Annotated in this window: 23 protein-coding genes; 4 read left to right on the top strand and 19 right to left on the bottom strand. The window is 38.7% G+C overall.

What is annotated here, in order from left to right:
* Nucleotide 1: 1 nt before the first annotated feature.
* The 14 genes from IWC72_RS00695 to IWC72_RS00630 all read right to left on the bottom strand — a co-directional run bounded on the left by IWC72_RS00695 (nucleotide 2) and on the right by IWC72_RS00630 (nucleotide 19,539).
* On the bottom strand, nucleotides 2-1,930 hold the full coding sequence (locus IWC72_RS00695; protein WP_194528502.1) for an OmpA family protein: 1,929 nt from the start codon (nucleotides 1,928-1,930) through the stop codon (nucleotides 2-4).
* A 2-nt stretch (nucleotides 1,931-1,932) separates the two neighbouring features.
* The gene (locus IWC72_RS00690; protein ID WP_194524347.1) at nucleotides 1,933-2,871 is read right to left on the bottom strand and encodes a PorP/SprF family type IX secretion system membrane protein; all 939 of its coding nucleotides are present in this window, start codon (nucleotides 2,869-2,871) and stop codon (nucleotides 1,933-1,935) included.
* 2 nt (nucleotides 2,872-2,873) lie between these two features.
* Nucleotides 2,874-4,337 carry a gliding motility-associated C-terminal domain-containing protein gene (locus IWC72_RS00685; protein WP_194528501.1) on the bottom strand — a complete coding sequence of 488 codons (1,464 nt, stop codon included), beginning with the start codon at nucleotides 4,335-4,337 and terminating at the stop codon, nucleotides 2,874-2,876.
* Complete coding sequence (locus IWC72_RS00680) at nucleotides 4,334-8,917, bottom strand: DUF7507 domain-containing protein (RefSeq protein WP_194528500.1); 4,584 nt, start codon at nucleotides 8,915-8,917, stop codon at nucleotides 4,334-4,336. The genes IWC72_RS00685 and IWC72_RS00680 overlap by 4 nt, the downstream gene beginning before the upstream one ends.
* A 287-nt stretch (nucleotides 8,918-9,204) precedes the next feature.
* The gene (locus IWC72_RS00675; protein WP_194524345.1) at nucleotides 9,205-10,146 is read right to left on the bottom strand and encodes a PorP/SprF family type IX secretion system membrane protein; all 942 of its coding nucleotides are present in this window, start codon (nucleotides 10,144-10,146) and stop codon (nucleotides 9,205-9,207) included.
* A gap of 264 nt (nucleotides 10,147-10,410) precedes the next feature.
* Complete coding sequence (locus tag IWC72_RS00670; RefSeq protein WP_226979457.1) at nucleotides 10,411-11,826, bottom strand: CCA tRNA nucleotidyltransferase; 1,416 nt, start codon at nucleotides 11,824-11,826, stop codon at nucleotides 10,411-10,413.
* A gap of 60 nt (nucleotides 11,827-11,886) precedes the next feature.
* Complete coding sequence (locus IWC72_RS00665) at nucleotides 11,887-12,447, bottom strand: L-threonylcarbamoyladenylate synthase (RefSeq protein ID WP_194528499.1); 561 nt, start codon at nucleotides 12,445-12,447, stop codon at nucleotides 11,887-11,889.
* Nucleotides 12,448-12,460: 13 nt separating this feature from the next.
* The gene (locus tag IWC72_RS00660; RefSeq protein WP_194524343.1) at nucleotides 12,461-13,558 is read right to left on the bottom strand and encodes a glycosyltransferase; all 1,098 of its coding nucleotides are present in this window, start codon (nucleotides 13,556-13,558) and stop codon (nucleotides 12,461-12,463) included.
* Nucleotides 13,555-14,328 (bottom strand): glycosyltransferase family 2 protein, encoded by a 774-nt coding sequence (locus IWC72_RS00655; protein ID WP_194524342.1) that lies wholly within the window; start codon nucleotides 14,326-14,328, stop codon nucleotides 13,555-13,557. The genes IWC72_RS00660 and IWC72_RS00655 overlap by 4 nt, the downstream gene beginning before the upstream one ends.
* Nucleotides 14,321-15,400, bottom strand: a complete 1,080-nt coding sequence (locus tag IWC72_RS00650) for a glycosyltransferase (protein ID WP_194528498.1) — start codon at nucleotides 15,398-15,400, stop codon at nucleotides 14,321-14,323. The genes IWC72_RS00655 and IWC72_RS00650 overlap by 8 nt, the downstream gene beginning before the upstream one ends.
* Nucleotides 15,401-16,513 carry a glycosyltransferase family 4 protein gene (locus tag IWC72_RS00645; RefSeq protein ID WP_194524340.1) on the bottom strand — a complete coding sequence of 371 codons (1,113 nt, stop codon included), beginning with the start codon at nucleotides 16,511-16,513 and terminating at the stop codon, nucleotides 15,401-15,403.
* A 30-nt stretch (nucleotides 16,514-16,543) separates the two neighbouring features.
* Entirely contained in the window at nucleotides 16,544-17,629 is a 1,086-nt protein-coding gene (locus tag IWC72_RS00640; protein WP_194524339.1) for a glycosyltransferase family 4 protein, read from the bottom strand.
* A 36-nt stretch (nucleotides 17,630-17,665) separates the two neighbouring features.
* Nucleotides 17,666-18,505, bottom strand: a complete 840-nt coding sequence (locus tag IWC72_RS00635) for a glycosyltransferase family 2 protein (RefSeq protein WP_194528497.1) — start codon at nucleotides 18,503-18,505, stop codon at nucleotides 17,666-17,668.
* 218 nt (nucleotides 18,506-18,723) lie between these two features.
* Nucleotides 18,724-19,539, bottom strand: a complete 816-nt coding sequence (locus IWC72_RS00630; RefSeq protein WP_194524337.1) for a 2,3,4,5-tetrahydropyridine-2,6-dicarboxylate N-succinyltransferase — start codon at nucleotides 19,537-19,539, stop codon at nucleotides 18,724-18,726.
* Between the two features lie 200 nt (nucleotides 19,540-19,739).
* Here IWC72_RS00630 and ruvX point away from each other — a divergent pair, with 200 nt between their 5' ends.
* The 4 genes from ruvX (at nucleotide 19,740) to IWC72_RS00610 (ending at nucleotide 21,907) form a co-directional block, all read left to right on the top strand.
* Nucleotides 19,740-20,150 (top strand): Holliday junction resolvase RuvX, encoded by a 411-nt coding sequence (gene ruvX / locus IWC72_RS00625; RefSeq protein WP_194528496.1) that lies wholly within the window; start codon nucleotides 19,740-19,742, stop codon nucleotides 20,148-20,150.
* A complete protein-coding gene (def, locus tag IWC72_RS00620; RefSeq protein ID WP_194524335.1) occupies nucleotides 20,151-20,741 on the top strand; it encodes a peptide deformylase in 591 nt (196 codons plus the stop codon). It begins immediately after the preceding gene.
* A 60-nt stretch (nucleotides 20,742-20,801) separates the two neighbouring features.
* Nucleotides 20,802-21,221 (top strand): DUF5606 family protein, encoded by a 420-nt coding sequence (locus IWC72_RS00615; protein WP_194524334.1) that lies wholly within the window; start codon nucleotides 20,802-20,804, stop codon nucleotides 21,219-21,221.
* A 242-nt stretch (nucleotides 21,222-21,463) separates the two neighbouring features.
* The gene (locus IWC72_RS00610; protein WP_194528495.1) at nucleotides 21,464-21,907 is read left to right on the top strand and encodes a BLUF domain-containing protein; all 444 of its coding nucleotides are present in this window, start codon (nucleotides 21,464-21,466) and stop codon (nucleotides 21,905-21,907) included.
* A 53-nt stretch (nucleotides 21,908-21,960) separates the two neighbouring features.
* Here the strand turns inward: IWC72_RS00610 and IWC72_RS00605 are convergent, their stop codons facing one another.
* From IWC72_RS00605 to IWC72_RS00585, 5 genes are all read right to left on the bottom strand, one after another.
* Nucleotides 21,961-23,577, bottom strand: a complete 1,617-nt coding sequence (locus IWC72_RS00605) for a family 20 glycosylhydrolase (protein ID WP_194528494.1) — start codon at nucleotides 23,575-23,577, stop codon at nucleotides 21,961-21,963.
* A gap of 34 nt (nucleotides 23,578-23,611) precedes the next feature.
* Nucleotides 23,612-24,250: a GDSL-type esterase/lipase family protein gene (locus tag IWC72_RS00600; protein WP_194528493.1), complete on the bottom strand. Its 639-nt coding sequence runs from the start codon at nucleotides 24,248-24,250 to the stop codon at nucleotides 23,612-23,614.
* Entirely contained in the window at nucleotides 24,251-25,132 is an 882-nt protein-coding gene (locus IWC72_RS00595; protein WP_194528492.1) for an alpha/beta hydrolase, read from the bottom strand.
* 52 nt (nucleotides 25,133-25,184) lie between these two features.
* Nucleotides 25,185-25,910 (bottom strand): MIP/aquaporin family protein, encoded by a 726-nt coding sequence (locus tag IWC72_RS00590; RefSeq protein WP_194528491.1) that lies wholly within the window; start codon nucleotides 25,908-25,910, stop codon nucleotides 25,185-25,187.
* Between the two features lie 134 nt (nucleotides 25,911-26,044).
* The gene (locus IWC72_RS00585) at nucleotides 26,045-26,497 is read right to left on the bottom strand and encodes a DUF1569 domain-containing protein (RefSeq protein ID WP_194524328.1); all 453 of its coding nucleotides are present in this window, start codon (nucleotides 26,495-26,497) and stop codon (nucleotides 26,045-26,047) included.
* Nucleotides 26,498-26,661: the final 164 nt, after the last annotated feature.

Genomic DNA, 26,661 nt, shown 5'->3' with positions numbered 1-26,661 from the left:
GTTATTTTTCCATGACAATGAATTCAGAACGTCTGTTTAGTTGATGTTCTCTTTCTGGACATCTAATACCGTTTGCACATTTGTTTAATAATTGGGTTTCACCGTAACCCGTACCTGAAATGCGTGATGGGTCAATGCCTTTTGAAGTTATATATTGAACAGTTCTCATAGCTCTGCGCTTGGATAGCCACAAGTTGTAATCGTCTCCTTCACGGCTGTCGGTATGAGAACCTACGGCAATTTTTATATCAGGCCTTTTACTCATATAATCCACAACCTTGTTTAACTCGGCATAGGCATCTTTTCGTAAATAAGAACTGTTTAGGTCAAAGTAAATAGGGGTAAGCTTTAAAACTTTTACCAAATCTGAACCTACATCCGCAACCTTGGCAGATTGTTCCAATTCTAAACGGGTATCTTTAATTTGTTTTTTGTCGCTACTGGTCAGCATATAAAGGCTACCTACTTCATAACCATCTTTGCTGCCAGATAGTTGGTACTGCTTTTCTTGACACGGTATGCGCACGGTATAAGAACCATCCGAAGCTGTTATAGTTTCTCCTATTTTTTCACCTTCGTAGTCAAAAACTTCAATTTGTGTTTCGGCCAAAGGCATATCAGAATCTTTGTCTACGGCCCTACCTTCTATAAAAGTAAAACAATCCGTATCACTTCGTTTTAACCTAAATATGTCATCATTACCAATACCACCTTTTCGGTTTGAGGCAAAATAACCATTCTCTTCGGATAAATCCATTACCAAAGAAAAGTCATCTTCAGGGCTATTTATTGGGCTACCCAAATTTGTAGCTTTATTTTCTTTGTTTAAATCGACTTTAAAAATATCGAGCCCCCCAAGACCTGGGTGACCATTTGAGGCAAAATATAAAATGTCTGAATCAGCAATAAAGGGGAAAGTTTCCTTTCCTTCTGTATTAATTTGAGGCCCAAGATTTATGGGGTCTCCAAAACTACCGTTTGATATAACGTTTACCACATAAATATCTGATGCTCCCATACCACCGGGCATATCTGATGCAAAGTAGAGTTTAGTACCATCACTACTTAAAGAGGGGTGGGCAACGGAGTAATCTGTACTGTTAAAGGGGAGGTCTTCTGGTTCTGACCATGAGTCTCCATTTCTAAAAGCTCTATAAATTTTAAGTCTGCTGATTCCTTTTTTATCCCGTTTAAATGATTTTTTGGAAAAATTATTTCTAGTAAAATATACGGTTTCGCCATCTTTAGAAAAGGTTGTGGAGGACTCATTTGCCTTTGTGTTCAGTATTTCTGAAAGACCTGAAAGCTCACTTATTTTGCCTTCTTCTGAAACTTTTGACTGATATAAGTTTGTGTATAATAATGTGTTGTATTTCTGAACTTCAAGGTCCCTAGCGGTAGTGAAAACAAGATTTTCTTGAAAATATGAAGGCGCAAAATCTGACTCTTTTGAATTGAGAGTAGCCAAATTTTCTATAGTATATTGCTCCTTAGGTATCTGTATGTCCTTTAAATAATTGGTGTTATTTGCAAAGAGGTTTGCACGAGTGTCATTGTTCTTAATACGTTGAAATTTCCCCATCCATTCATCAGACTCATCGTATCTTTTAACGCTCTTAAGGGCTAGCGCATAGCGATATAGATAATCTGGGGATACAGCCACTTCTTTATTTTTTAAAAGTTTTCCATACCAAAATGTAGCTACATCGTAATTAGCACTATGGTAATTTGCGTTCCCTAATTTTTTGTGAATGGTGACCTGGTCATATCCTTTTTTCAGCAAAGAGGAGTAGGATTCTATTTCTTGCATATATGCATAGTGGTCAAAGTTATCGGCATCGGCCGCTTTCTTGTCTCGTTGAGCGAAACAGCTAGAACTCCCTGCGGTCACAAGGATTAGAATAAGTAGATATGTTGATTTTATACTCATATCTAAAAGAATCTTGGGGTTAGGTCAATTTTAGAATTCTTTATGAATTCATACCTAAGGAATATTTCAAAAGAACCATCATTAAACTGTGTGCCACCTAAGGAAGATGTTTCTCTGTCATAGGCAAGGCCTAGCATAAACTGTTTGCCCATTTGAAATCCAAAGAGAGCACTTACTGCCGCATCTAAGCGATAAGCAGCACCTAAAGTAAATTTTTCACTTAGGAGAAAGTTGGCGGAAAGGTCAACCTGAAGTGGGGCACCAGCAACAGCCTTTACAAGGTAGGCAGGTTTAAATTTTAAAGAAGAATTGAGGTCAAAAACATATCCGGAAATTAGATAAAAGTTCATACGCTCAGAAGCTATGACCGAGTTATTATTATCTGGACTTTGAAAGTGCTCTGTCTCTAAAAAGTCGGGAACCGATAGCCCTACATAAAATTTATTAGAATGAAAATAGACTCCAGCGCCTATGTTCGGGGAAAATTTCTTGTATAGCTCATCTTCTACGGACGGAGCTAGACTTGCGCTATAGTTTCTCAGTTTATTAAAATCTACGTTCAATAGGTGTCCGCCTGCCGTGATACCAAATGAAAGTTGATATTTTTCAGAAGTGGGTAGGCTATATGAAAAAGCAAGATTAAAATTGGTGTTTTGGTTGGTGTTGTTGCCAATCTCATCGTGAACGATAGAAAACCCTAGTCCAACTTTGTCATTATATGGGCCTTGAATATTAAAAGTTTGGGTGCTAGGGGCGCCATCTAAACCCACCCATTGCGACCTGTGTAATAACGAAACACCCAGAACATCCCTAGAGCCAGCATATGCGGGATTTACTGTTAAGGTGTTGTACATATACTGCGTGAATTGCGCATCTTGCTGGCTAAAGCAATTGAGCATCGCTACAAGTAGAAACAGAGCTGTAAGAATTGTTTTTTTCATGTTTAGCGTATCACATATAAGTATCCTTCTTTCATCTTGTCTTCTCCTTTGGATACATATTTTATTTTATAGAAATAAACACCAGCAGGCAATTTTTGATTTTCCATTATGGTAATTCTTCCTCTAGATAATCCATCAAATGCATTATTCTGATTATCGTAAACAGAACTCTCCCAAACTAGAATTCCCCAACGGTTAAATATTTCAACGTGATTGTCCGGAAAACGGTCAATGTTTATAATTTTAAATGCGCCATTTAAAATATCTCCGGGTCTTACAATATCTAATTCAACGAATAATTCACACGAAATATTATTTGGAGGTGTACCGCCAATTGAATCGCATGGGTCAAGGGGGTCAGTGTTGTCTTTTACTTCTTGACCATCATTTATAGTATCGCCATCTGTATCTGGGTTGGTGGGATCAGTACCCCTATCTATTTCCTGTGCATTTGTAAGATTGTCCATATCGCAATCCTCCATATTCCATAATCTAGACGGTACAAGGGTTTGACTTTCAATGACAAAATCGCAACTGTCTAATGGATCGGTATTATCAGATACTTCTTGTCCGTCTGTAACGCCGTCACCATCTGTATCAGGATTAGTAGGGTCGGTACCTAATAAATATTCTTCTTCCTCCGTTAGATTGTCATTATCACAATCGCTAGTAGACAGTGGTATTCCGCCAATAGAATCACAATCATCAAAAGGGTCGGTTCCATCAATTATTTCATTACAGTCCAATACGGTATCTCCATCAGAATCAAGATCAGAAATCACAACTGTAACTGTTGAAGATGTCTCACCATTGCATATATTTCCTGGGATAGTATAGGTGTAAACTCCAGCGTTGGCACCTTCAGGATTGGGATTCCATGTACCACGGGTGTCGTTTGTTTGTAAAAGGGATAAAAGTTGACTTTGGGTTACCGTTGTATTAGGACATATGGTGAGTGTAGCATCTGTTCCTGCATTAGTTTGATATTCTTCGGTAACGGTTACAATTGATGTAGCATTTTCGCAAACTGAGCTTGAAATCGTATAGTTGTACGTTCCCGCACTTGCCATTGCGGGTGACCAGGTTCCGCCAGAATTCGGAGTTCCACCAAGTTCTGCAAAAAGTTGAATTTCTGTAACCGTAGTTCCTTCACAAATGGTCAGGGAACCATCGGTACCTGCATTAGGCAAAGGTTGTTCCGTTACCAGGACTTCTGAGGTAACATCACCGGTACACGGTGAAGTCGCTCTTACGGTATAGGTATAAGTTCCCGCACCTGCCATTGCGGGAGACCAGGTTCCTCCTGAATCAGGAGTTCCATCTAGTTCTGCAAAAAGCTGGGTTTCTGTAACTGTCGTTCCTTCACAAATGGTCAAAGCACCATCGGTACCTGCGTTCGGTAAGGGTTGTTCGGTCACCACGACTTGGGAGGTATCGTCAGTTGTACAAGGCGAAGTTGCGGTCACGGTGCATCGGTACCTGCGTTCGGTAAGGGTTGTTCGGTTACCACGACTTGGGAGGTATCGTTAGTTGTACAAGGCGCAGTTGCTGTTACGGTGTAAGTATAGGTTCCCGCACCCGCCATTGCCGGGGACCATGTTCCACCAGAATCGGGAGCACCTAATTCATCGAAAAGTTGAGATTCTGTAACTGTCGTTCCTTCGCAAATGGTCAGAGTTCCGTCGGTTCCCGCATTTGGATTAAGTTGTTCGGTCACCACGACTTGGGAGGTATCGTCAGTTGTACAAGGCGAAGTTGCGGTCACGGTGTAAGTATAGGTTCCCGCACCGCCCATTGCCGGTGACCATGTTCCACCTGAATCGGGAGAACCTAATTCATCGAAAAGCTGGGTTTCTGTAACGATAGTGCTTTCACAAATGGTCAGAGTTCCGTCGGTACCTGCGTTCGGTAAGGGTTGTTCGGTCACCACGACTTCCGAAGTATCGTCAGTTGTACAAGGCGAAGTTGCGGTCACGGTGTAAGTATAGGTTCCCGCACCGCTCATTGCTGGAGACCAAGTCCCACCAGAATCGGGAGAACCTAATTCATCGAAAAGTTGAGATTCAGTGACTGTCATTCCTTCGCAAATGGTCAAGGCACCGTCGGTACCTGCGTTGGGTTGAGTTTGTTTTGACACCACGACTTCCGAGGTATCATTACCTGTACACGGAGAGGTAGCTGGCACGGTATAGGTGTACGTTCCAGCACCCGCCATTGTCGGGGACCAAGTCCCGCCAGAATCATGAGTTCCTATTTGAGCAAATAATTGTGATTCTGTAACAGTCGTTCCTTCACAAATGGTCAAAGTACCGTCTGTACCTGCATTCGGTAAGGGTTGTTCGGTTACCACGACTTGGGAGGTATCGTCCGCGGTACAAGGCGAAATAGCCGCAACGGTATAGGTATAGGTTCCTGCACCGCCCATTGCCGGGGACCAAGTCCCACTAGAATCGGGAGAACCTAGTTGAGCTAATAATTGGGATTCTGTCACTATCGTTCCAGCACAAATGGTCAAAGCACCATCGGTTCCCGCGTTCGGTAAGGGTTGTTCTGTCACCACGACTTGGGAGGTATCATCAGTTGTACAAGGCGCAGTTGCTGTTACGGTGTAAATATAGGTTCCAGCTCCTGCCATTGTCGGGGACCATGTTCCACCAGAATCATGAGTTCCTATTTGGGCAAATAATTGGGATTCTGTAACTGTTGTTCCTTCACAAATGGTCAAAGTTCCGTCGGTTCCCGCGTTCGGTAAGGGTTGTTCGGTTACCACGACTTGGGAGGTATCGTTAGTTGTACAAGGCGCAGTTGCTGTTACGGTGTAAGTATAGGTTCCCGCACCCGCCATTGCCGGGGACCAGGTTCCCCCGGAATCGGGAGAACCTAGCTCATTGAAAAGCTGAGATTCGGTGACTGTTGTTCCTTCGCAAATGGTCAAAGCACCATCGGTACCTGCGTTGGGTTGAGCTTGTTCTGATACCACGACTTCCGAAGTATCATCGGTTGTACAAGGCGCAGTTGCTGTTACGGTGTAAATATAGGTTCCCGCACCGCCCATTGCCGGTGACCAAGTTCCACCAGAATCGGGAGAACCTAGTTGAGCTAATAATTGTGATTCTGTGACTGTTGTTCCAGCACAAATGGTCAAAGTTCCGTCGGTACCCGCGTTCGGTAAGGGTTGTTCGGTCACCACGACTTGGGAGGTATCGTCAGTTGTACAGGGTGAGGTAGCCGCAACAGTATAAGTATAGGTTCCCGCACCGCCCATTGCCGGTGACCAAGTTCCACCAGAATCGGGAGAACCTAGTTGAGCTAATAATTGTGATTCTGTGACTGTTGTTCCTTCGCAAATGGTCAAGGCGCCATCGGTACCTGCATTCGGTAAGGGTTGTTCGGTCACCACGACTTCCGAGGTATCGTCAGTTGTACAAGGCGAAGTTGCGGTCACGGTGTAAGTATATGTTCCCGCACCGCCCATTGCCGGGGACCATGTTCCACCAGAATCGGGAGAACCTAGTTGAGCAAATAATTGGGACTCTGTAACTGTTGTTCCTTCACAAATGGTCAGAGTTCCGTCGGTTCCCGCGTTCGGTATGGGTTGTTCTGTCACCACGACTTCCGAGGTATCATCAGTTGTACAGGGTGAGTTAGCCGGCACGGTGTAGGTGTAGGTTCCGGCACCGCCCATTGCTGGAGACCAAGTCCCACCAGAATCGGGAGAACCTAGTTGAGCTAATAATTGAGTTTCTGTCACTGTTGTTCCTTCGCAAATGGTCAAGGCACCATCGGTTCCCGCGTTCGGTAAGGGTTGTTCGGTTACCACGACTTGGGAGGTATCGTCGGTTGTACAAGGCGAAGTTGCTGCAACGGTGTAGGTGTACGTTCCAGCACCCGCCATTGCCGGTGACCAAGTTCCACCAGAATCGGGAGAACCAAGTTGAGCAAATAGCACAGTTTCTGTAACTGTCGTTCCTTCACAAATGGTCAGAGTTCCGTCGGTTCCCGCGTTCGGTAAGGGTTGTTCGGTCACCACGACTTGGGAGGTATCGTCAGTTGTACAAGGCGCAGTTGCGGTCACGGTGTAAGTATAGGTTCCCGCACCGCCCATTGCCGGGGACCATGTTCCACCAGAATCGGGAGCACCTAGTTGAGCAAATAATTGTGATTCTGTGACTGTTGTTCCTTCGCAAATGGTCAAAGCACCATCGGTTCCCGCGTTCGGTAACGGTTGTTCTGTCACCACAACTTGGGAGGTATCGTCAGTTGTACAAGGCGCAGTTGCTGTTACGGTGTAAGTATAGGTTCCCGCACCCGCCATTGCCGGGGACCAAGTTCCTCCAGAATTGGGGGAGTTGCCTAGTTGATTAAAAAGTTGAGTTTCTGTTACGATAGTACCTTCGCAGATGGTTAGCGAACCATCAGTTCCTGCATTTGGTAAAGGTTGTTCCGTGACTACGACTTCGGAGGTATCATTACCTGTACACGGTGAGGTAGCCGGCACGGTATAGGTGTACGTTCCAGCACCCGCCATTGCCGGTGACCAGGTTCCACCTGAATCGGGAGAACCTAATTCATCGAAAAGTTGAGATTCGGTGACTGTTGTTCCTTCGCAAATGGTCAAAGTTCCGTCGGTACCTGCACTTGGCAAGGCCTGTTCCGAAATGGATACCGTGGCATGTTGTTCGTATCCTTTACTATCTCTTATTCCATAAACAAAACTGTCAGAACCTGTATATCCAGTAGCTGACGTATAGGTTATAAAGTCATCTGTAGGGGTGGATGGTGTACCGTTATTATCGACTACTGCTGTTCCTGATGAAGCAGAGGTAACAATAAAAACACTTCCAGAAGCAGGTCCGTTTCCTCCAAAATTATCGTTTGAAAGAACATTAATATCTATAAAACCTTCTTCACAAACAGAGGCAGCATCATTTGTGGTAGTTGGGAAATATGTTATGGTCGGGTCATCCACAATATTTCCATCAGTATCAATACCATCATCAGAAAGGTCATCTACATCATCCGTTCCATACGGACTATCAGCAAGGACAGTAACTTGATTACTAACCCCTCCAGCTTCTATAGCAGTTGAGTTTAAGGCGAAACTTGCTAGGTAGGTGGCAGTTTCGGTAGCAAGAAGTGTTCCTTCAGGGGAACCCATAGATGACGAGTCAAAGGTTGGGCCACTTGTTAATGTCAACGTATTTAGGTCTATATCTGTAAACGTATCCGTTAGATCAATAGCATTTAATGTTACATTTCCCGTGTTTTCAACAGTGATGGTATAATCAACAGTATTTCCTACACTTACTGGGTCTCCAAAATTTTCAACAGCCGTTTTGGTTACTTCAATTTCAGGTTCTGCAATTATGAGATCGGTAAGTACAAATTCTACTTCATCGGAAGCTGCCGAAAATATAAGGAAACCTCCTGTAACATCAACATTCATCTCAGTAGATTGAGTCACATTTTCAACTCTTAAGCTTCCTCCTCCCGTTCCAGTATTGGAGCCATTGATGCACTCCCCACCACCACTGAAAAGCAACGCGTTACCATCAATGTTAAAAAGAGTAGGGGTAGATTGAAATATTGGTCCGTTGGAGCTTAGTTCCGTCCATGTGGTATTGGTAATATTGAAGTTGCCCGTGGCTGTACCACTTCCAAGAAATGGAATTACAGAGAAAGTGCCCACCTTATCAGCATGTATAATTGGATTTACAATCCAAACCGGTGAGTTAGTTACGGCATCAAAAAAATAGAAATTGAGTGTGCCAGGATCATTCGAACTCGCAGAAATTTCCAGAGAAGGACTTCCAAATACCGCGGGGTCACTATACGTTGCTGCACTGGTACAACCCATGATTTCTGGCCCTAAAATACTAACACCATTGGATACTCTACACTCAACGCGTACAAGACCATCATTGGTTAGGGATTCCCATACAGTGGGTGAAACCGTTGTCCAATTTGTGGTTTGTTGAGCTGTTGCCGTATAGGCCAGCATCAATAGGAGTAATACTCCGAATTTTTTTTTAAAATGATTAGCCAATAGGGAACATATTTCATAAAACCTCTAGAATAGTCAAAAAAACGCGACTATTGTAAATAAAGACTTACAAGGATGTAGTGTAAATTTAACAGGCTTAGAAGACCTTGCAAATTATATGTTGTATAGTGTGAAAAACTAGATGTAAAGGCTTGCTATTATGTAGGATAACCTAGTTCAACTATTGAATTTTTGAATCTTTTTAAGAAAATTGAAATAAAGAATACTATAAATAAGGTTTAATCTTCCACAAAAAAATGGGCTAGTAAGCATGTGTGATACTTTAATATTTAGAAGAACCTTGGTGCTATGGTTCTTCTTCCGAATCGCGAGCGAAACTCATATCTGAGCACTATTTCAAACGACCCGTCATTGAAGCGAGAACCGCCTAATTCCGTTACTTCCCTGTCATACGCGAGGCCTAATAATATCTGGTCAGATGCTTGAAAACCAAAAAGAGCACTTAGAGCAGCGTCCCATCGGTAACCAGCACCTAAAATGAACTTATTATTGAACATAAAATTAGCTGATACATCTACCTGCAACGGAGCTCCGTTTACCGCCTTCATCAATAATGTAGGTTTAAATTGCCATCTTTGATTCAGGTCATAAACATAGCCTGTTATTAAATAAAAGTTCATGCGTTCCTTTGCTAAAAAAGAAGAGCTAGAAGCATCTCCATCAAAATGTTTTGTAGCCAAGAAATTAGGGACAGATAGACCCACGTAGAAACGCTCGTCGTAATAATATACACCTGCTCCAAAATTTGGAGAGAATTTATTGTCAATATTGGTTAGACCAGTTCCAGAAACTTCATTGCTATAATTGGATAATTTGCTAAAATCCAAGTTTAGAATATGTGCACTAGCCTTTAATCCAAATGCTAGTTTTGCTTCCCTTGAAATTGGAACGGTATATGAAAAAACACCATCAAAGTAGGTTTCTTGACTTGTGCCGTTTCCTATATCATCATTAACAATAGATAGTCCTATGCCCACTCTGTCCGATACCGGTGTATGAAAATTAAGGGTTTGGGTTTTAGGGGCGCCTTCTACACCAACCCATTGTGAACGATGTAATCCTGCTATACTAAAAACACCACGAGAGCCTGCATATGCCGGGTTTATGGCCATTGGGTTGTACATGTATTGTGTGTACTGAGCATCTTGCTGAGCGCTAAGATCACAGATAGATGTAGCGGTTAGGAGTACAATCAGGAGGAATTTTTTCATGACTTTTTTATTGGATAAAAAGGGGACAGTCTGGTATCTACCATTGTAAAGGTATCTATTTTTCTTAATTACAACTATTGTTATTGTTGAGTTCCTAAATATATCGGTGCAATAAAACTACTGGTTTTCAATGTATAAAATACTTTAAACCTAAGACTGTGTTGCGATAGGGTTTCAACACTAAAACGTTAGAATTTAAGGTGTATTGTAAACGTTATTTCTAGTCTTTTCTTTTTAGCTATGGAGTGAATTCTCAATTAGCTTTCAAGATGGGGTAAGGCCAATTGCCTTGCCCTTTGCAAGCATAAATTCTTTTGCTGCTTCGTATTCATTAGGAATTTCACCTTCAAGAATGGCCTCTTTAATTGCTTCTTTAATAATTCCTATTTCCTTTGATGGTTTTAAGTTGAAGGTTTTCATAATTTCTTCTCCGCTTACAGGAGGTTGAAACTTACGTATGTTATCTCGTTCTTCTACTTCTATAATTTTTTGGCGAACAACCTTAAAATTGTTCTTATACCTTCTTTGCTTTTTTGGGTTCTTGGTAGTAATATCCGCTTCGCAAAGCGTCATGAGGTCCTCTACATTTTCGCCGGCATCAAAAACCAAACGGCGTACTGCGGAATCTGTTGCATAATCCTCTGAAAGAACAATGGGTCTGGAGCTCATAAGTACCATTTTTTGGACGAATTTCATCTTGTCGTTCAATGGCATTCGCAATCGCTTAAAAAGCTTATATACCATTTTTGAACCCACAAATTCGTGCCCGTGAAAGGTCCACCCTATTTTTTTGTGGAATTTTTTTGTGGGTGCTTTGCCTATATCATGTAACAGGGCGGCCCAGCGTAACCAAAGGTTATCCGTAGTTTCTGAAATATTATCTACCACTTCTAAGGTATGCCAGAAATTGTCTTTGTGCCGTTGCCCTTCAATTTCTTCTATGCCTTGTAATGCAACTAATTCAGGAAGAATATAGGAAAGAAGAGCTGTTTTGTTAAGTAGGGAAAAGCCAATGGAAGGTCTATTGCTTGCTAAAATTTTGTTCAGCTCGTCTACAATACGTTCTTTGGAAATTATTGTAATACGTTCTTTGTGCTCCGTAATTGCTTGTAAAGAGTTTTCTTCGATTTTAAAATTCAATTGAGTAGCAAAACGGATGGCGCGCATCATGCGCAATGGGTCGTCAGAATACGTAATACCGGGCTCTAGTGGCGTACGAATAATTTTTTTCTCTAAATCGGCAACCCCATCAAAAGGGTCTAAAAGTTCACCGTAGTTTTTTTGATTCAAAGATATTGCAAACGCGTTAATGGTGAAATCACGTCGGTTTTGGTCATCGGCCAACGTACCGTCTTCAACAACAGGCTTCCGGCTATCTCTATGATAGCTCTCTTTACGGGCCCCTACAAATTCCAACTCAATATCTTCATGCCGTAACATAGCCGTTCCAAAGTTTTTGAAAATACTAACGTTCGGTTTTTCTTTAAGTAAAGAAGCTACTTTTTTTGCCAATTCTATACCGCTACCAATAGCTACAATATCTATGTCTTTGTGCGTACCTCTCTCTAGCAGATAATCTCTTACAAACCCACCAATTACATAAGAATCTATTCCAAGTTCATCCGCAGCTTGTGAAACGATTTTAAAAATAGGGTTAGAAAGCGCTTGTGTATGGTTCAAAAGTTCAATTTTTAAATACTAGTGCTTGCCAAAGAAGCATTAAATATATTGCGTTATAAATTACTTCCGAATAATCTTAACGGTACCATCATTTCCTAGTTTTATAATAGCTGAGGGTACTGCCGATTTTTGTTCGGGCTGCAAATTTACCACATAGTCCACACCTTTTAAAATTACAGGGTCTATTTCGTCAAAACTTTTGGGAGTAGGGCACCCAGAAATGTTAGAAGATGTAGAAACAATCGGTTTTTTGAACTTATTTATGAGATATCTGCAGAACTTGTCCGAAGCTATTCTCACAGCCAAGGTATTGTCCGCAGCAACTAAATTCTTAGCAACCCCTTTAGGTTTGTCGTAAATTATGGTTGTGGGTTTAGTAGAAAGGTCTATAATGTCATAAGCGACCTCTGGAACCTCTTCAATAGTACGTTCTAACATGGCATCATTGGCAACTAAACAAATAAGAGCTTTGCTGTCTTCTCGTTGTTTTAAATCGTATACTTTCTTAACAGCCGCTTCGTTTGTTGCATCACAGCCAATACCCCATACGGTGTCCGTAGGGTAGAGGATGAGACCACCGTTTTGAAGGACTTCTGTGCATTTGTTGATTTCTTTTTGCATGGTTTAAGTGGTATTAGTTTTTACTCGGAAAAAGTAGTGACTGGGTATTTGCCATCATATGATTAAAAGAAAAGGTATCAGTTATCCTTTGCTTTAAAAGTTCTGGTTCAAATATTATTTTCCTTTCCAATATGGCCTGTATACCAGTGGACATGGCTGTTACATCATCAATTTCTGTTAATATGCCGTAAGTGCCATTATCGAGTAATTCTTCACTGCCAGGAACTTTGGAGGATACTATAGGTTTACCATAGCTTAGAGATTCTAATAATACGTTAGCCATACCTTCTTCACGAGAGCAAAGTAAAAAGACATCTATATTTTGAAAGAACTGACCCATATTACTAACATGGCCTAGAAAATGAATACGTTCTGAAAGTTCAGGGTAGTTAGAAAGAATTTGGTCCATATCCAGTTCAAACCCACCTGTGCCCGCATGAATAATATGCGTGTTTTTAGGAAGTTTCTCAAGAATTTTAGGAAGGAGGTCAAATCCTTTTCTATAATTCAGCCAGCCTGCAACGCCTATAATAAAGCGATTTTCAGGTAGATTTAATTTTTCTATAGGGCCCCAATTTGCAACTGTCTGAAGTTTAGGTAACTCTATGCCGTTATAAATTCTAATTAAATTGTCTTGATTGAAATAGGAACTATTCTGTAATAAATCTGTTTTTAGGGAATCGCTATTCACTAAAACCTTTGCTTTAAAAGTTTTGAATACAAGACTGTACTTAAGGCCGGTTCTAATTTTTCTAATATTACCAAGGTATAGAATTATATTAGGTACTTTTTTTATGTGAGCCGCTAATGACACTAGCCACCAATCGCGCTTTAAAGCTGCAAAAACCGTTAGTGGTTTAACTTTTTGTATTATCTTGATGTAATTGCGGACGACGGAAAGGTTTAAATCACCACCACGTTTTGTAATTGTACGGATTGTAACATTATCAATATTCGCAAATCTATCCTCAAACGTATTTTTCAATAGTACAACGGTGATATTATATCCGTTTTGGCTAAGGAAAATAGTCCTGAGCAATACATTTTTTTCAATACCACCCCAATTTTTCGTAGGGCAGAAAAAGATTATATTTTTTGGGTTGACTTTCATTTTTTTCCTGCCGAGTTCAGACGTTTTAGTTCTTTAAATCTACTGTAGACACCAACCGCATTTAGGTAGGAGATAACAATACCTTTTTTACCGTCCAAGAACCCCAACCTAAGAATATAGTGGTTGAAAAATTTCCATGCGGGTCTTAATACAGAATGATACCATCTAGCTGTTTTACCTGCTTCAAAGGCCTCTCTGGCCTTCATTTTTCCGTACTTAACCATCTTGGATTTGTATTCATCATAATTGTTGAATGAATAATGTATTAGTCGGTTTTTTAATGTTTTAGAATTACCGTTTACCTCTAAAGTTTCATGTACTATTCGATCAGAAACGAACTGCACTTTATCTTTTTGAAATAAGCGATAATTTTTGTCTGTTTGCCATCCACTAAAACGGAGTACTTTATCCTGATACATGAAAATTCGCAGAAAATAATAGGCAGCTGCACAGTCGGTTTTATTTTCTATTTCTTCTATAATTTCTTTTTCAAGTTTAGGAGTTACCCTTTCGTCCGCATCCATAAAAAGCACCCAATTATAAGCCGCTTGGTCTAAGGCAAACTGCTTTTGGTCTGTGTAATTCTTAAAGGGCCGCTGTATAAGTTGAACATTGGAATGATTTTTAATGATTTCAACAGTACGGTCTGTGCTGAAGGAATCAACAACAATGATTTCATCACAAAATGATAGGTTCTGTAAAACAGCTTCTATGTGTTTTTCCTCGTTTAAGGTAATTAGTAAGCCCGAAATCTTTTCCGTCCTATTCATATTTCAAGTATGCTTCTATTTCCTTTAATTTTTTCGACTTTTCAAACTGATCAATTACAAATTTCCTGCCAGCAGCACCCATTGAAGTAATTAATGATCTATTATTATATAGTTTTTCAATAGCTTTAACAAAGCTTTCTATATCGTTAGGAGGAGTTAATAGACCGGTTTTTTCGTGTAAAACTACCTCCGGGTTACTACTAGTATTAAAAGCAACGGATGGCCTTTCCGATAGCGCAGCTTCTGCAAGAACGTAGCCAAAACCTTCCCAATGAGAAGAAAGTAAAAATACATCACCATGTGAAATGAATTCATAGGGCTTATCTACAAAACCACAAAGTTCTACATGGTTTGATAAACCTTCATTTTCTATCCTAGATTGTAGTAAACTTTTTAGACGTCCGTCACCACCAATTATCATTTTAAATACCACTCCTTTTTGCATTAGCCTTTTTGCAACATCTAGTAAAAATCCTTGGTTTTTTTGAAACTCCAAACGGCCTAGGTTAACTAGGGTAATTAGTCCGTTTTGAGCATGGGACCTTTCCGTATCTAGTTGCTCGGGAATAGCTACACCGTTATAGATAACCGTGATTTTTTCTTTTGGAAAAAGCTTGGGATTGTTCTCTAAAATGGTGTTTTTGGTAGCTACAGAATTTGCAAGTATTTCTGTAAGTACGTTTTTGAAAAGATACCGATTGGAAAAAGTGTTTTTGATAGGTATGGCACTACCTCGCCTATAAATAATTCTTTTAATGTTCAGTTCTTTTGCAATTGGTCCAGCAATTTTCACATCGCTCGATAAATTCATGACTATGGTATCTACAGCTTGGCTTTTGAGGCAATTTTTAACAGCTAACCTTTTAATAGGGTTAATGAAACTAAGGTTTGATAGTTCAATAGTTTTATGGGGAATATCCGTAGTTTTAAGTTTTTGTGAAAGGACACTTTTAGGATGTGCAACCACAAAAACAGGAACCCCTTTTTCATGAAGATACTGGCTTACTTCAAAATGCCATTTTTCTCCTCCGCCCCAAGATTTGACCGTATTAAAAAAACAAATACAACCCATTTACGCTAGCTTTTTATAGAGAGCAACTAGATTGGCACCCACGTTCTCATCATTAAATCTTTGTACATAAGAAAAGCCTTTGTCTGTCATTTCTTTTCTCAGTTCTGGATTATCGTATAGTTTTTTAATATTTTCTTGAATTTCCTTAGTATTATCTGGGTCAATATAAAGAGCATCAGGTCCGGCCGCTTCTGGGAAACAGCCTCCTTTTGTAACAATAACAGGAATCTTGCTAAAAAGAGCCTCAATTAACGGTATTCCAAATCCCTCGCAATAAGATGGGTAGCAAAGCAGAGTGGCGGCTTGATAGAGTATAGCTAAATCTTGTACCCCAATTTTCTTTACAAATGTTACCTGATCTTGCATTTGGTGTTCAGTAATATATCTGCGAACCTTTTTTGCATAGGATTTTTCGCCTCCCACCAAAGCCAAATGATAGGTAGTGCCTTTAATAGCTTTGATTATTGCCAGTACATTTTTACGTTCTTGTATAGTGCCTACGTTTAAAATAAATTGCTTAGGTAGATTATGTTCTGCTCTAACCTTCTCTTTTTCTTCTTGGGAATAAGTAGTTTTAAATGCACTGTGACAACCTTGGTAGACTACTGTAATCTTATGAGGTGAAACCTTTAAAAATTTAATGATATCTCTTTTGGTCTGTTCACTTATAGCCACAATATGGTTTGCGGCATGTACAGCGTAGTAAAACTTTAGTTTATATATTATCCGATCCCAAAATTTATAATATTGAGGGTGGCTTATGAAAATAAGATCATGTATGGTGACTATTTTTGAAGTGCCCCGTTTTTTGAACTGAATGGGTATTTCTCCTGATAGTCCGTGATACCAATCCAATCTCAAATCGTTTATCTGGTTCCATTGCCCGAACAAGCGCCATAGCGAAGGGAAGTTTTTCCAAAACCAACCCGATGGATAAACTATTGTTGATTTTTCTAAGGCAACTTTCCTATCTATGCTAGGAGTTTTGGTATTGAAAAGATAAAACTCTTCAAGTTCGGGGTAGGAATTTAAAATACGTAGAATATCCCGTCCATAGTTTCCTAGACCAGTTCTGTTGTGAAAAATTCTTTTGGCATCATAACCTATTCTCATTCGTCGGTGTTCTTCTATATAGAGATAAAATTACATATATTTTTCATAAACCATTTTCGTCTTCTGCGCTGTTCTTTCCCAGGTAAAGGTAGTTGCAAATTGTTTAGCTTGTTTTATTTGGTCTTCGGTTATTGTTGATAGGCGTTCTATACCTGCCGCAATGTCTTCGGGTTTAAATGGGTTTACTAAAGCGGCATGATTCTTTGAGGTTTCGGGAGCAGCTCCTGTGTTACTGGTCAAGACGGGCAATTCAGCTAACATTGCTTCTAATATAGGAATACCAAAGCCTTCATAGAATGTGGGAAACAAAAAAGCAGCTGCATTTTTATAAAGTGCTGCTAGCTTCTCAGAACTTAGATAACCAGTTATCACAATTTTGTTTTCTAAACTGTTCTCTTTAATAAAGTTGAACACAGGGGAATAATGTTTTGATTCAATTTTCCCAGTGATTATTAGTTTTTTATTCTGACTCTCTTTTGATAAAGCATAACCTTTAATAAGGTTAAGTGTATTTTTTCTTAAGGAGACCCCTCCTAGGGATATGAAATATGTTTTTGGGGCAACATTAAATTCCTTTAGTAAATCATTATTTGTTTTGTTGTTTTGTTGAGCTTTTAGTGAGGGAGCTAACGGAATTGCATGTATTCTGTCTTCAGGATAATTAAAAAATGAAAGAAAATCTTGCTTTGTAGCTTCGCTCACTGTAATGATTACATCGGCCTTTTTACTAAAATCTTTGAAAAGTGCCATTCTCTTTTTTTCAAAGTATGGTGTAGTTAACTCATATGATTTAAATTGGGGTAAGTGTACTGCTAAATCATGTACAGTGGCAACTTTTAAGGACGAACTAAAATTTAGAAAAGGAGAGTGTAGACTATGTGCCACATCAAACTTTGTAGTGGTTAGGGCAAAATTGTTTAGATGCCAAAGGTGTTTGTTGTTTAAGAGATTTTTCTGGAAGTCAGATTTTTTTTTGAACTTTCTCTTTAACCTAAAAGCTAAATAGGGGTCAATAGCATCTATATCTTTTAATGAATTGTATAAATTATGAATGTAAAAAGGAATACCAGTGTAGTTCTTAAAAAAGAGAGAAGAACTTTCCAATGCAATTTTCATTACCCGTTGTTTGCGAACAAAAATAGTACATAGGTATTAGCTAGCTGCCATCTCTACGTTGTTAAGTTTATATTTTTCGTTGGTAGTAACAGTATTTTTTGCCTTAGTGGCTGTAAGCGCTTGTAATTTTGAAAGTTCATCATATCTTACATATACGCTCAATGCATTTAAATAGCAGACAGTAAACCCTTTATGTAAATCTATAAAACCTAGTCTTATAAAGTAATTGTAAGCAAATTTCCATGTAGGTTTCCCTATCAATTTAAATAGGTTGCAAGAACGTTTTTTAGAGTGTAGTTCTTTTGCTTTCAGTTTGCCGTAATGCACCATTTTGGCTTTGTAGTCTGAATACCCTTTGTAGCAATAATGGACTAATTTTTCCTTGAGTACACCTGTTTTTCCATTAATTTGTAAAGTTTCATGTACTAATTTGTGTTGAGCAAATCGACATTGACTTTTCTTAAAAAGTCTAACGTTTTTATCGGTTTGCCAACCGCTATAATTCAGCTTACTGTCCTTGAACATAAACTTTCTATAAAACCAATACGCATCTAAAGCATTTGGTTTTTGAATGGTTTGGGTTATCTCTGTACGTAAAGAGCGAGGCACCACTTCATCGGCATCAACAAATAAAATCCAGTCATTTGAAGCTTTATCTAAAGTAAATGATTTTTGATCGGTGAAATTTTTAAAGGGACGCTGAATAACACGCACATTGGGTAATGCTTCTAAATATTCGAATGTGCCGTCTGTACTATAGGAGTCAACCACGATAATCTCATCTGCAAAAGAAACGGAAGCAATACACTTTTTAATGTGCTCCATTTCGTTATATGTTATGACTAATGCCGTAAGTTTATTGTCAGAATTATTCAAAATCAATCGAAAATTTAGATTATGTTCGGTTTTAACTCGCTAGATTATAACTTAAAAAGTAGTTATAAATTGTTTTAATAGGTACTTTTCTTACAGGTCTCTAATAAACTAGACTAAAGAATTAGAAAAGGTTGCGTACAAATGACAGTATTTTATAAAAAAAGCCCATAGTCGCTAGTTGTAAACGACTATGGGCAAGATTTTAGATTTAGCGTGGTTTACACCGCTACATCATATTCTCTTAAGGCATCGTTTAACGAGGTCTTTTTATTTGTACTCTCTTTTCTAGTGCCAATAATCAATGCACAAGGCACTTGAAACTCACCGGCAGAAAATTTCTTAGTATAACTCCCTGGTATAACAACTGAACGAGCAGGAACCCTACCTTTAGTTTCAACAGGTTCATCGCCAGTAACATCTATAATTTTTGTAGAAGCGGTAAGAACCACATTTGCGCCTAAAACAGCTTCTTTTTCAACGCGAACACCTTCAACAACAATACATCTTGATCCAATAAATGCATTGTCCTCAATTATTACAGGTGCAGCCTGTAAAGGTTCTAATACACCACCAATTCCAACACCTCCACTTAAGTGAACGTTTTTGCCTATTTGAGCGCAGCTGCCCACAGTGGCCCATGTATCCACCATAGTGCCCTCTTCTACATGAGCACCAATGTTTACGTAACTTGGCATTAAAATAGTGCCGGCGGAAATATATGCACCATGACGAGCAACAGCATTTGGGACTACACGAATACCTTTGGCCTCGTATCCTCTCTTCAACGGAATTTTATCATGATATTCAAAAATACCAGCTTCAAGAGTTTCCATTTTTTGAATGGGAAAATAAAGAACTACACCTTTTTTAACCCATTCATTAATTTGCCAGCCGTCCGAAGTTGGTTCTGCGCACCTTAATTTACCTTGATCAAGAAGGTTTACTACTTCTCTTATGGCGTCCTGGGTGGCGGCTTCTTTTAAAAGCTCTCTGTTGTCCCACGCATTTTCTATTGTCTTTCTTAATTCGGTCATCTTTTCTTACTAATTAGAATGTTATATTTAAAGAGGCTGTTAAACCGGTTTTCACTTTCTTATCGCAGTATTTTACACAAATGGATTTTGTGTTTCTCAATACACATTTAGGTGCAAATATAGGTGTCAAATATGATTTTGGGTTTCAATTTTACGGTTATAACAATTTATAGGTTATTTTTGCAAAAAATAAATAAGGATTGGGAAGATTGCTTGCATTGGATTATGGGAAGAAAAGAACGGGTATTGCCGTTACTGATGAGTTGCAGTTAATAGCTTCGGGTTTAACAACTGTTCGTACCTTTGAACTAATAGATTTTTTAAAAGAGTATACACAAAAGGAAAAAGTACAGACGTTTATAGTTGGTGAACCACGCCAAATGGATAACACACCAAGTGAGTCAGAAGCTTTAATAAGTCCTTTTTTAAATCGATTAAAAAAAGTTTTCCCAGATATACCAGTAGAGCGACACGATGAGCGTTTTACTTCAAAAATGGCTTTTCAGACTATGATAGACAGTGGTCTCAAAAAGAAACAAAGAAGGGATAAGGCCTTAGTTGATGAAATTAGCGCAACAATTATTCTTCAAGCCTATTTAAATAAAATTTAGATGATATTACCAATTATCGCTTATGGCGATCCCGTATTAAGAAAAGTAGGCAGTGACGTGCCTAAAGATTATCCAAAATTAGAAGAGTTGATTGAAAATATGTGGGAGACCATGTACAATGCCAATGGGGTAGGCTTGGCAGCACCTCAGATAGGGCTACCTGTACGGTTATTTTTGGTTGATACCACTCCTTTTTCTAAGGACGATGACCTTTCTGAGGAAGACCAAAAGAAATTAGACGGTTTTAAAAAGGTATTTATCAATGCATATATTGATGAAGAAACAGGTGAAGATTGGCCTTTTAGTGAAGGTTGTTTGAGCATACCGGACATTCACGAAGACATAAAAAGAAAAGATACGGTTACCATTACTTACGTAGATGAAAATTTTAAAAAACATACAGAAACGTATGATGGTCTTTTGGCGAGGGTTATTCAGCATGAATACGATCATATAGAAGGTATTTTGTTTACAGATAAGCTTTCACCTTTAAAAAAGCGCATGCTTAAAAGTAGATTAACCAATATCTCTAAAGGAAACATTAGAGCAGATTACCGCATGCGTTTTCCTAACCAGAAAAAAGGACGTTAAAATTTTATCGTAATCCGTTGAAAAGTGCAATATTTGCGCTCCTAAAATGTAAATTTTTATATGAGTTTAGATAAGATCTTATCCATTGGGGGAAAACCAGGCCTTTACAAATTGGTAACACAGACCCGAACAGGGTTTGTAGCAGAATCGCTTATTGATAAAAAACGTATTACTGTTGGTATGCGTAGTAACGTAAGCATTCTTTCTGAAATTGCAATTTATACACTAGATGAAGAGCTACCATTAAGAGATGTATTTTTGAAAATACAGGTGAAAGAAAAAGGAGGCAAAACCTCAGTAGCCCACAAAGCTGAAAAAATAAAGTTGGAAGAATATTTCTTTGAAATTTTACCTAACTATGATGAAGATAGGGTGTATGCCAGTGATATTAAAAAAGTGATTCAGTGGTATAACATTCTTCACGAGAATGATATAACAGACTTTTCAGGAGATAAAGACGGTACTTCGGAAGAAGAATAGGACAAAGTCTTTTGAAAATAGATTTTTTCTTAAACCCTCCATACGGAGGGTTTTTTTGTGCCGTATACTCAGTACGGAGAGAGATTGGAGTATTTAAACGGCTATATTTTTTGTAAGATAAATCTTTATTTAAATGAAGGAATAAATTGTAAATAACTGAATTACAGGTTTTTCGATATTTATTTCATTATTAAATCGTTATCTTAGCTAGTAACAAGCCAACCAAACACATACCAAATTACATGTTCTGTTTAGTATATACCTCTGTAGCTAATACTGATTTTGGACTGCAGGAAACTCAAAGAATGCTTGAAAAAGCACAAGAATTTAATAGGCAAAATGACATTACCGGATGTCTGCTTTTTTTCAAAGGAAGGTTTATACAGTATCTTGAAGGAGAAGAGACTATGATTAACGAGCTCTTTGAAAGAATCAAAACTGATAGTAGGCATAAAGAAGTAGCGTTCTTGTCAGGAAATAAAATTCATAATAGGGAATTTCATGACTGGCAGATGGCTTTTGAACATCTTAAAGCAGAAAACAGCAACCTTCAATACCTGAAGTTGTTAGTAAGTACCTTTTTTGAAAATCCAGAGAATTCTTTATCTCCCAACCCAACTTCGGTTGAATTTTGGAAAGCGACTAAGTTATTATTAGCTACAAAGTATGCTGATAAAAACGTATAGGATTCCCTAGGGGATTTTGTTTTGAGATAAGTTGAACAACAGAGTTGATTGTTTTAATCTTTTTGAATTTGCTTATAAGTGTATTTACTTTTTTTCCAATCAATTAATGGAGATGGATAGTATTTAACATTCATACGGTCTAAAAATGGCGCTTGATTGGCCAAGCGAACCTTATAGTTTTCCCAATCCCTGTTTTCAGGAATAGACCAACTCAATTCTGAATAACCTATAGCACGCGGAAAAGCTAGATACTCTAACTCATCAATATTACTGATAGTTTCAGACCAAAGTGGAGCCTCTAAACCTAAAATATTTTCTATAGGAATTCCTTCATATTTCTCTGGCGCCCAATTATAGGCTGTATCGGTAGGGATGTAAGCGGCCCAGTGTAGACCATGCTTAGAAAGCGTGTCATACTCCATATCTAGATATGCTTTTTTAGCGGGAGACATGATAATTTTCATATTCTTTTTTAGGGCCAAGTCTGCATTATCTTTACTGGACCAAAATTGGGAGATTGATGTGGAATCTATATCTGCGGTAGCAATTTCATCCCATCCAATCATTTGTTTACCATACTTCTGAACTATTTTTTCTACTTTCTCAACAAAGTAGGTATAGTCTTTCTTCTTGGTTACGTGACTTTCATCTCCACCAATGTGAAAATAGGGGCCAGGGGTGATTGCGGATAGTTCTCTAACTACATCATCAATAAAGGCGTAGGTAGTATCTTTTCTTGTGTCAAAAGTGCTAAAACCAACGCGCATACCTGTATATAGTTTTAGTTTTTTACCATTCCCATTTAAAAAAGGATATGAAACGGAAGCTGCGTTGGTGTGTCCTGGCATGTCAATTTCCGGTACAATAACCATGTGGCGTTCAGCGGCATAATTTACGATATCAGTATATTCTTCTTGGGTATAAAAGCCTCCGGATTTCCCTCCAACTTCTGTGCTGCCGCCAACTTCGGTAAGTTTGGGCCAAGATTTTATTTCTATTCGCCATCCCTGATCATCAGAAAGGTGTAAATGAAGTACGTTATATTTATAGTAGGCTAGAAGGTCTATATACTTTTTTACATCTTCTACGCTAAAGAAATGCCGTGCCACATCTAACATGCTTCCTCGGTATTCAAAAATTGGATTATCAATAATTTTTCCGGTAGGAATGTTCCATACATCATATGCTGCAATGGTATCTAGTGGTTTTTCCGGTATAATTTGTCGTATGGTTTGTACACCTCTAAAAGCACCTGCTGCGGTATTTGAATTTAGAATAATGGTATCTTTTGTAATGTAAAGTTGATAAGCTTCTGGCGCATTCAATTCCAAACTGTCAGATTGATTAATGTAGATAATCCCTTCTCGGTCAGGAATTTCTTCAATGTTCACCGGAATATCTAATGAGGTTTTAGCATGTATCTTTTCAGATAAAAATTTTCCTACTTCAGGAAAACCATCTGCATTTTCAGAAGTATAAATCGCGGTAAATTTATCCAAAGCAAACCCTGAGTTTGTAGGGATGACCTTCATGGGCATAGGAATCATATTTTCCATGGCCAAATCTGTTTGCGGTAAGTTTAAAACGCGTTTCTTTTTTTTGGGCTCACAAGAACATAGGGCTACAAAAATGCAGCTAATGAATAAGGCTTTGATCAAGTTAGATTTCATCTACTAATTATTTAGAGTTGGGGATTTTGAATATCTAGTTTACGTGGTTTTTCAATGCGGTATACCATATTTCATACCCTTTTGAATTCATATGTAGACCGTCTGAAACAAAAATATCTTGCTTTACTTTTCGTCCGTCTAGCATCGGTTTCCAAACATCAACATATTTTAACCTTCCATCCGTCAATGTCATTTTTTCCATTTTCCGATTCAGCCTCTTGTATTTCCTTCTCAGTTTCCATCGGGAAATACTGGGTTTTGCCGAAATAAAGACTATTTCTGTCTGCGGATTGTTAGCGAAAATTAAATCCCGTATTTGGGCTATGGTACTAATAATTTCTTTGGGTCTTTTTTTGCTCTGGATGTCATTATCACCTTCATAAATAAAAACCTTTTTAGGCTTGTAATTTAGAATTAGGTCATTGGTAAATTGAAGCAAATCTACCGCTTGTGAGCCTCCAAATCCTGAATTGATAACTTGATGATTGGGGAAACGTTGCTGTAAATCTTTCCAAACACGAATGCTTGAACTACCCGTAAATACAATGCTTTCTTGCGAAGCATCATAAAGTGAATCATATTTTTGCGTAATAGCTTGCACTTCTTTGGAAAAAGAACTTTGTGCATTAGAGACAATTCCTGATAGTAAAAGTAAGATTAGATAAACTCTCATTTATTCAGATTTTAATATTGAGGTAATTCCCTCCGCCACGGACCAATCATAAAAACGTTGAATCCAATTATCCGAGGGTAAGCCTTGTTCTTTCATGCCAAAACCATGACCGCCTTTTGAGTACATATGTAATTCGGAAAGTTTACCGGATTTAATCCATGAGTTATAAATTTCAATACTTCCTGGAGCCAGTCCTAATGGGTCATCACTAGCGCAAACTATTAGCATTTTAGGGGCATTTTTTGGTGCTTCCTGAACGGGGTAAGCACTGGTCCATGCATACACAGGAACCAAAAAATCGGGACGACTATTTTCGTTATAATTATACGCTACACCCATAGTCACCGCACCTCCAGCGGAAAAACCCATGAAACCAATTTTACTAGGGTCTAGTTGATATTTTTCTGCATTTTCTCTGACATAAGAGACAGCCGATAGTCCGTCTGCAACAGATAATGGCATAACGGGAGCAACTCTTTCTCCAATTCTGGTTGGGTTTGTTTGGCCTTCTTCGCTAACTTCTTGAACAGCATCTTCCCCTGTTGGTACAAGTCGGTATTTTAAAACAAAGGCGGTAATGCCTTTGTCTGTAAGCCATTTAGCAACATCTCTTCCTTCACTATTGATACTTAGGGCATATAATGCACCACCAGGAGCTATTATTACAGATGTACCACTTGGGTTTTTAGGCTGAAATACTTGGATTGTGGGAATGGAAACATTGGTAACGACTTCCGTTTTCCAAATTTCGGAAAAGTATTGTTTTTCTTCGTGAGTCCAGGTTACGGTAGAGCTTTTTTCATAGGGTAATTCAATAAATTCTTGAGCTAAACCAATCTGAAAAACGGTTAGAAATGATAGTATAAGGCTAAACTTCTTCATGTTATCAATTTTTTTATTTCTTATAAATTGAATTTAATCTATCATTTTATTCTTATACAGAAAGAGCAAGGTAGGCTAAAGCAGCTATAAAAGCACCAAATAATGGAGCTATAATAGGAATCCAAGCGTACCCCCAATCGCTAGAGCCTTTTCCCTTTAACGGCAAGATAGAATGTAATAATCGCGGACCAAAATCTCGTGCTGGGTTAATGGCATACCCTGTTGGGCCTCCAAGGCCAAAACCTATACCCATTACCAATAGAGCCACCGGTAAAGCATCTAAGGCGCCAAGAGAAATAGCTTCTTCCCCAAAAGAGCCACCAGCAATAAAGAATATACCAAAAACTAAAGTGAATGTTCCAATGGCCTCGGTAACAAAATTCCAAAATGGACTGCGAATGGCTGGTCCTGTGCAAAAGGTAGCTAGTATAGCACCTTGGTCTTCCGTGGCATCATAATGTTTTTTATAGGAAAGCCAAATCATAAAATTTCCCATCATAGCACCTAAAACTTGAGCTACCATATAGCCAGGTACTAACCCCCAACTAAATTTTCCTGCCGTAGCCAGGGCTAGGGTTACGGCGGGGTTTAAATGAGCATGACTAACATCGGCACTTACGTAGACACCTATGAAAACTGCAATACCCCATGCTAACGAAATGCCCGTCCAGCCCGTATCAGGACCTTTTGTTCCTTTTAAAACTAGATTGGCAACAACACCGTTGCCAATAAGTATGAGTAAGGCGGTTCCGATAAATTCATAGAGGTAAATAAGCATAGTTGAGTTGTTTTAGTTGGTGAAAAGATAGTGAAAAACAAATTTTCATTGCTGTTGAGAGCATATGAAAACAATGATGTATAGGGATGTTAAGTGTAATGATTTGATTTAAAGAAACTTCTTGAGAAAGTAGGTCAAACATTAAATTGACATAGATGATGGTTTAAGTGTTTGTAAAAAAGCACGTTCCATTCTTGAGCAGTAAGCGGGCCAAAAGCATGTGATTCTTTATTTTGAAAATGGGCAGAGCCCAACTGTTGGGTTTTTTCTAAATAAGCGACCAGTTTTTGTTTTTCTGATTCAAAATCTCGTTCGTCTGTAATTAGAAATTCAGGAGCGGTACGCCCGTTCCTTTTATACGGTTTTGGACCAACCACTGTGTTTTTTGCTAAAAGTTTAATTATAAACTTTTTAAAGCCAGTAGGTTTTCGGTATTTGTCCGTATAAGTCATGTCATAGGCTACATTGCAGTGGGCCATCATTTGGCCTACATTCATCTTTCCCCATAAATTAGGGCTGTCAGAATTGAGGTTGTTAATTCGTAAAACTAGCTCGCTTACATCCTTTTTGTCAAATACATTTTTCATATTACCCATGGTTTTAGGAAGGTTTTGGCCTTTTAGACCTGATGGAAAGATATTAAAAAAACGAACCTTTTGGTTCTCTTTTGTTAGATATATTCAGGGCCAAAATAATAATATGGAAAAAAACGAAGGTGTTAACAAATATTTAAGATGGTACATCGTGTACA

The sequence above is a fragment of the Zobellia roscoffensis genome (genome assembly GCF_015330165.1).
GTDB classification, from domain to species: Bacteria; Bacteroidota; Bacteroidia; order Flavobacteriales; family Flavobacteriaceae; genus Zobellia; species Zobellia roscoffensis.
Note: the sequence above shows the minus strand (reverse complement) of the source record. Positions and strands in the feature narration are given on the sequence as shown.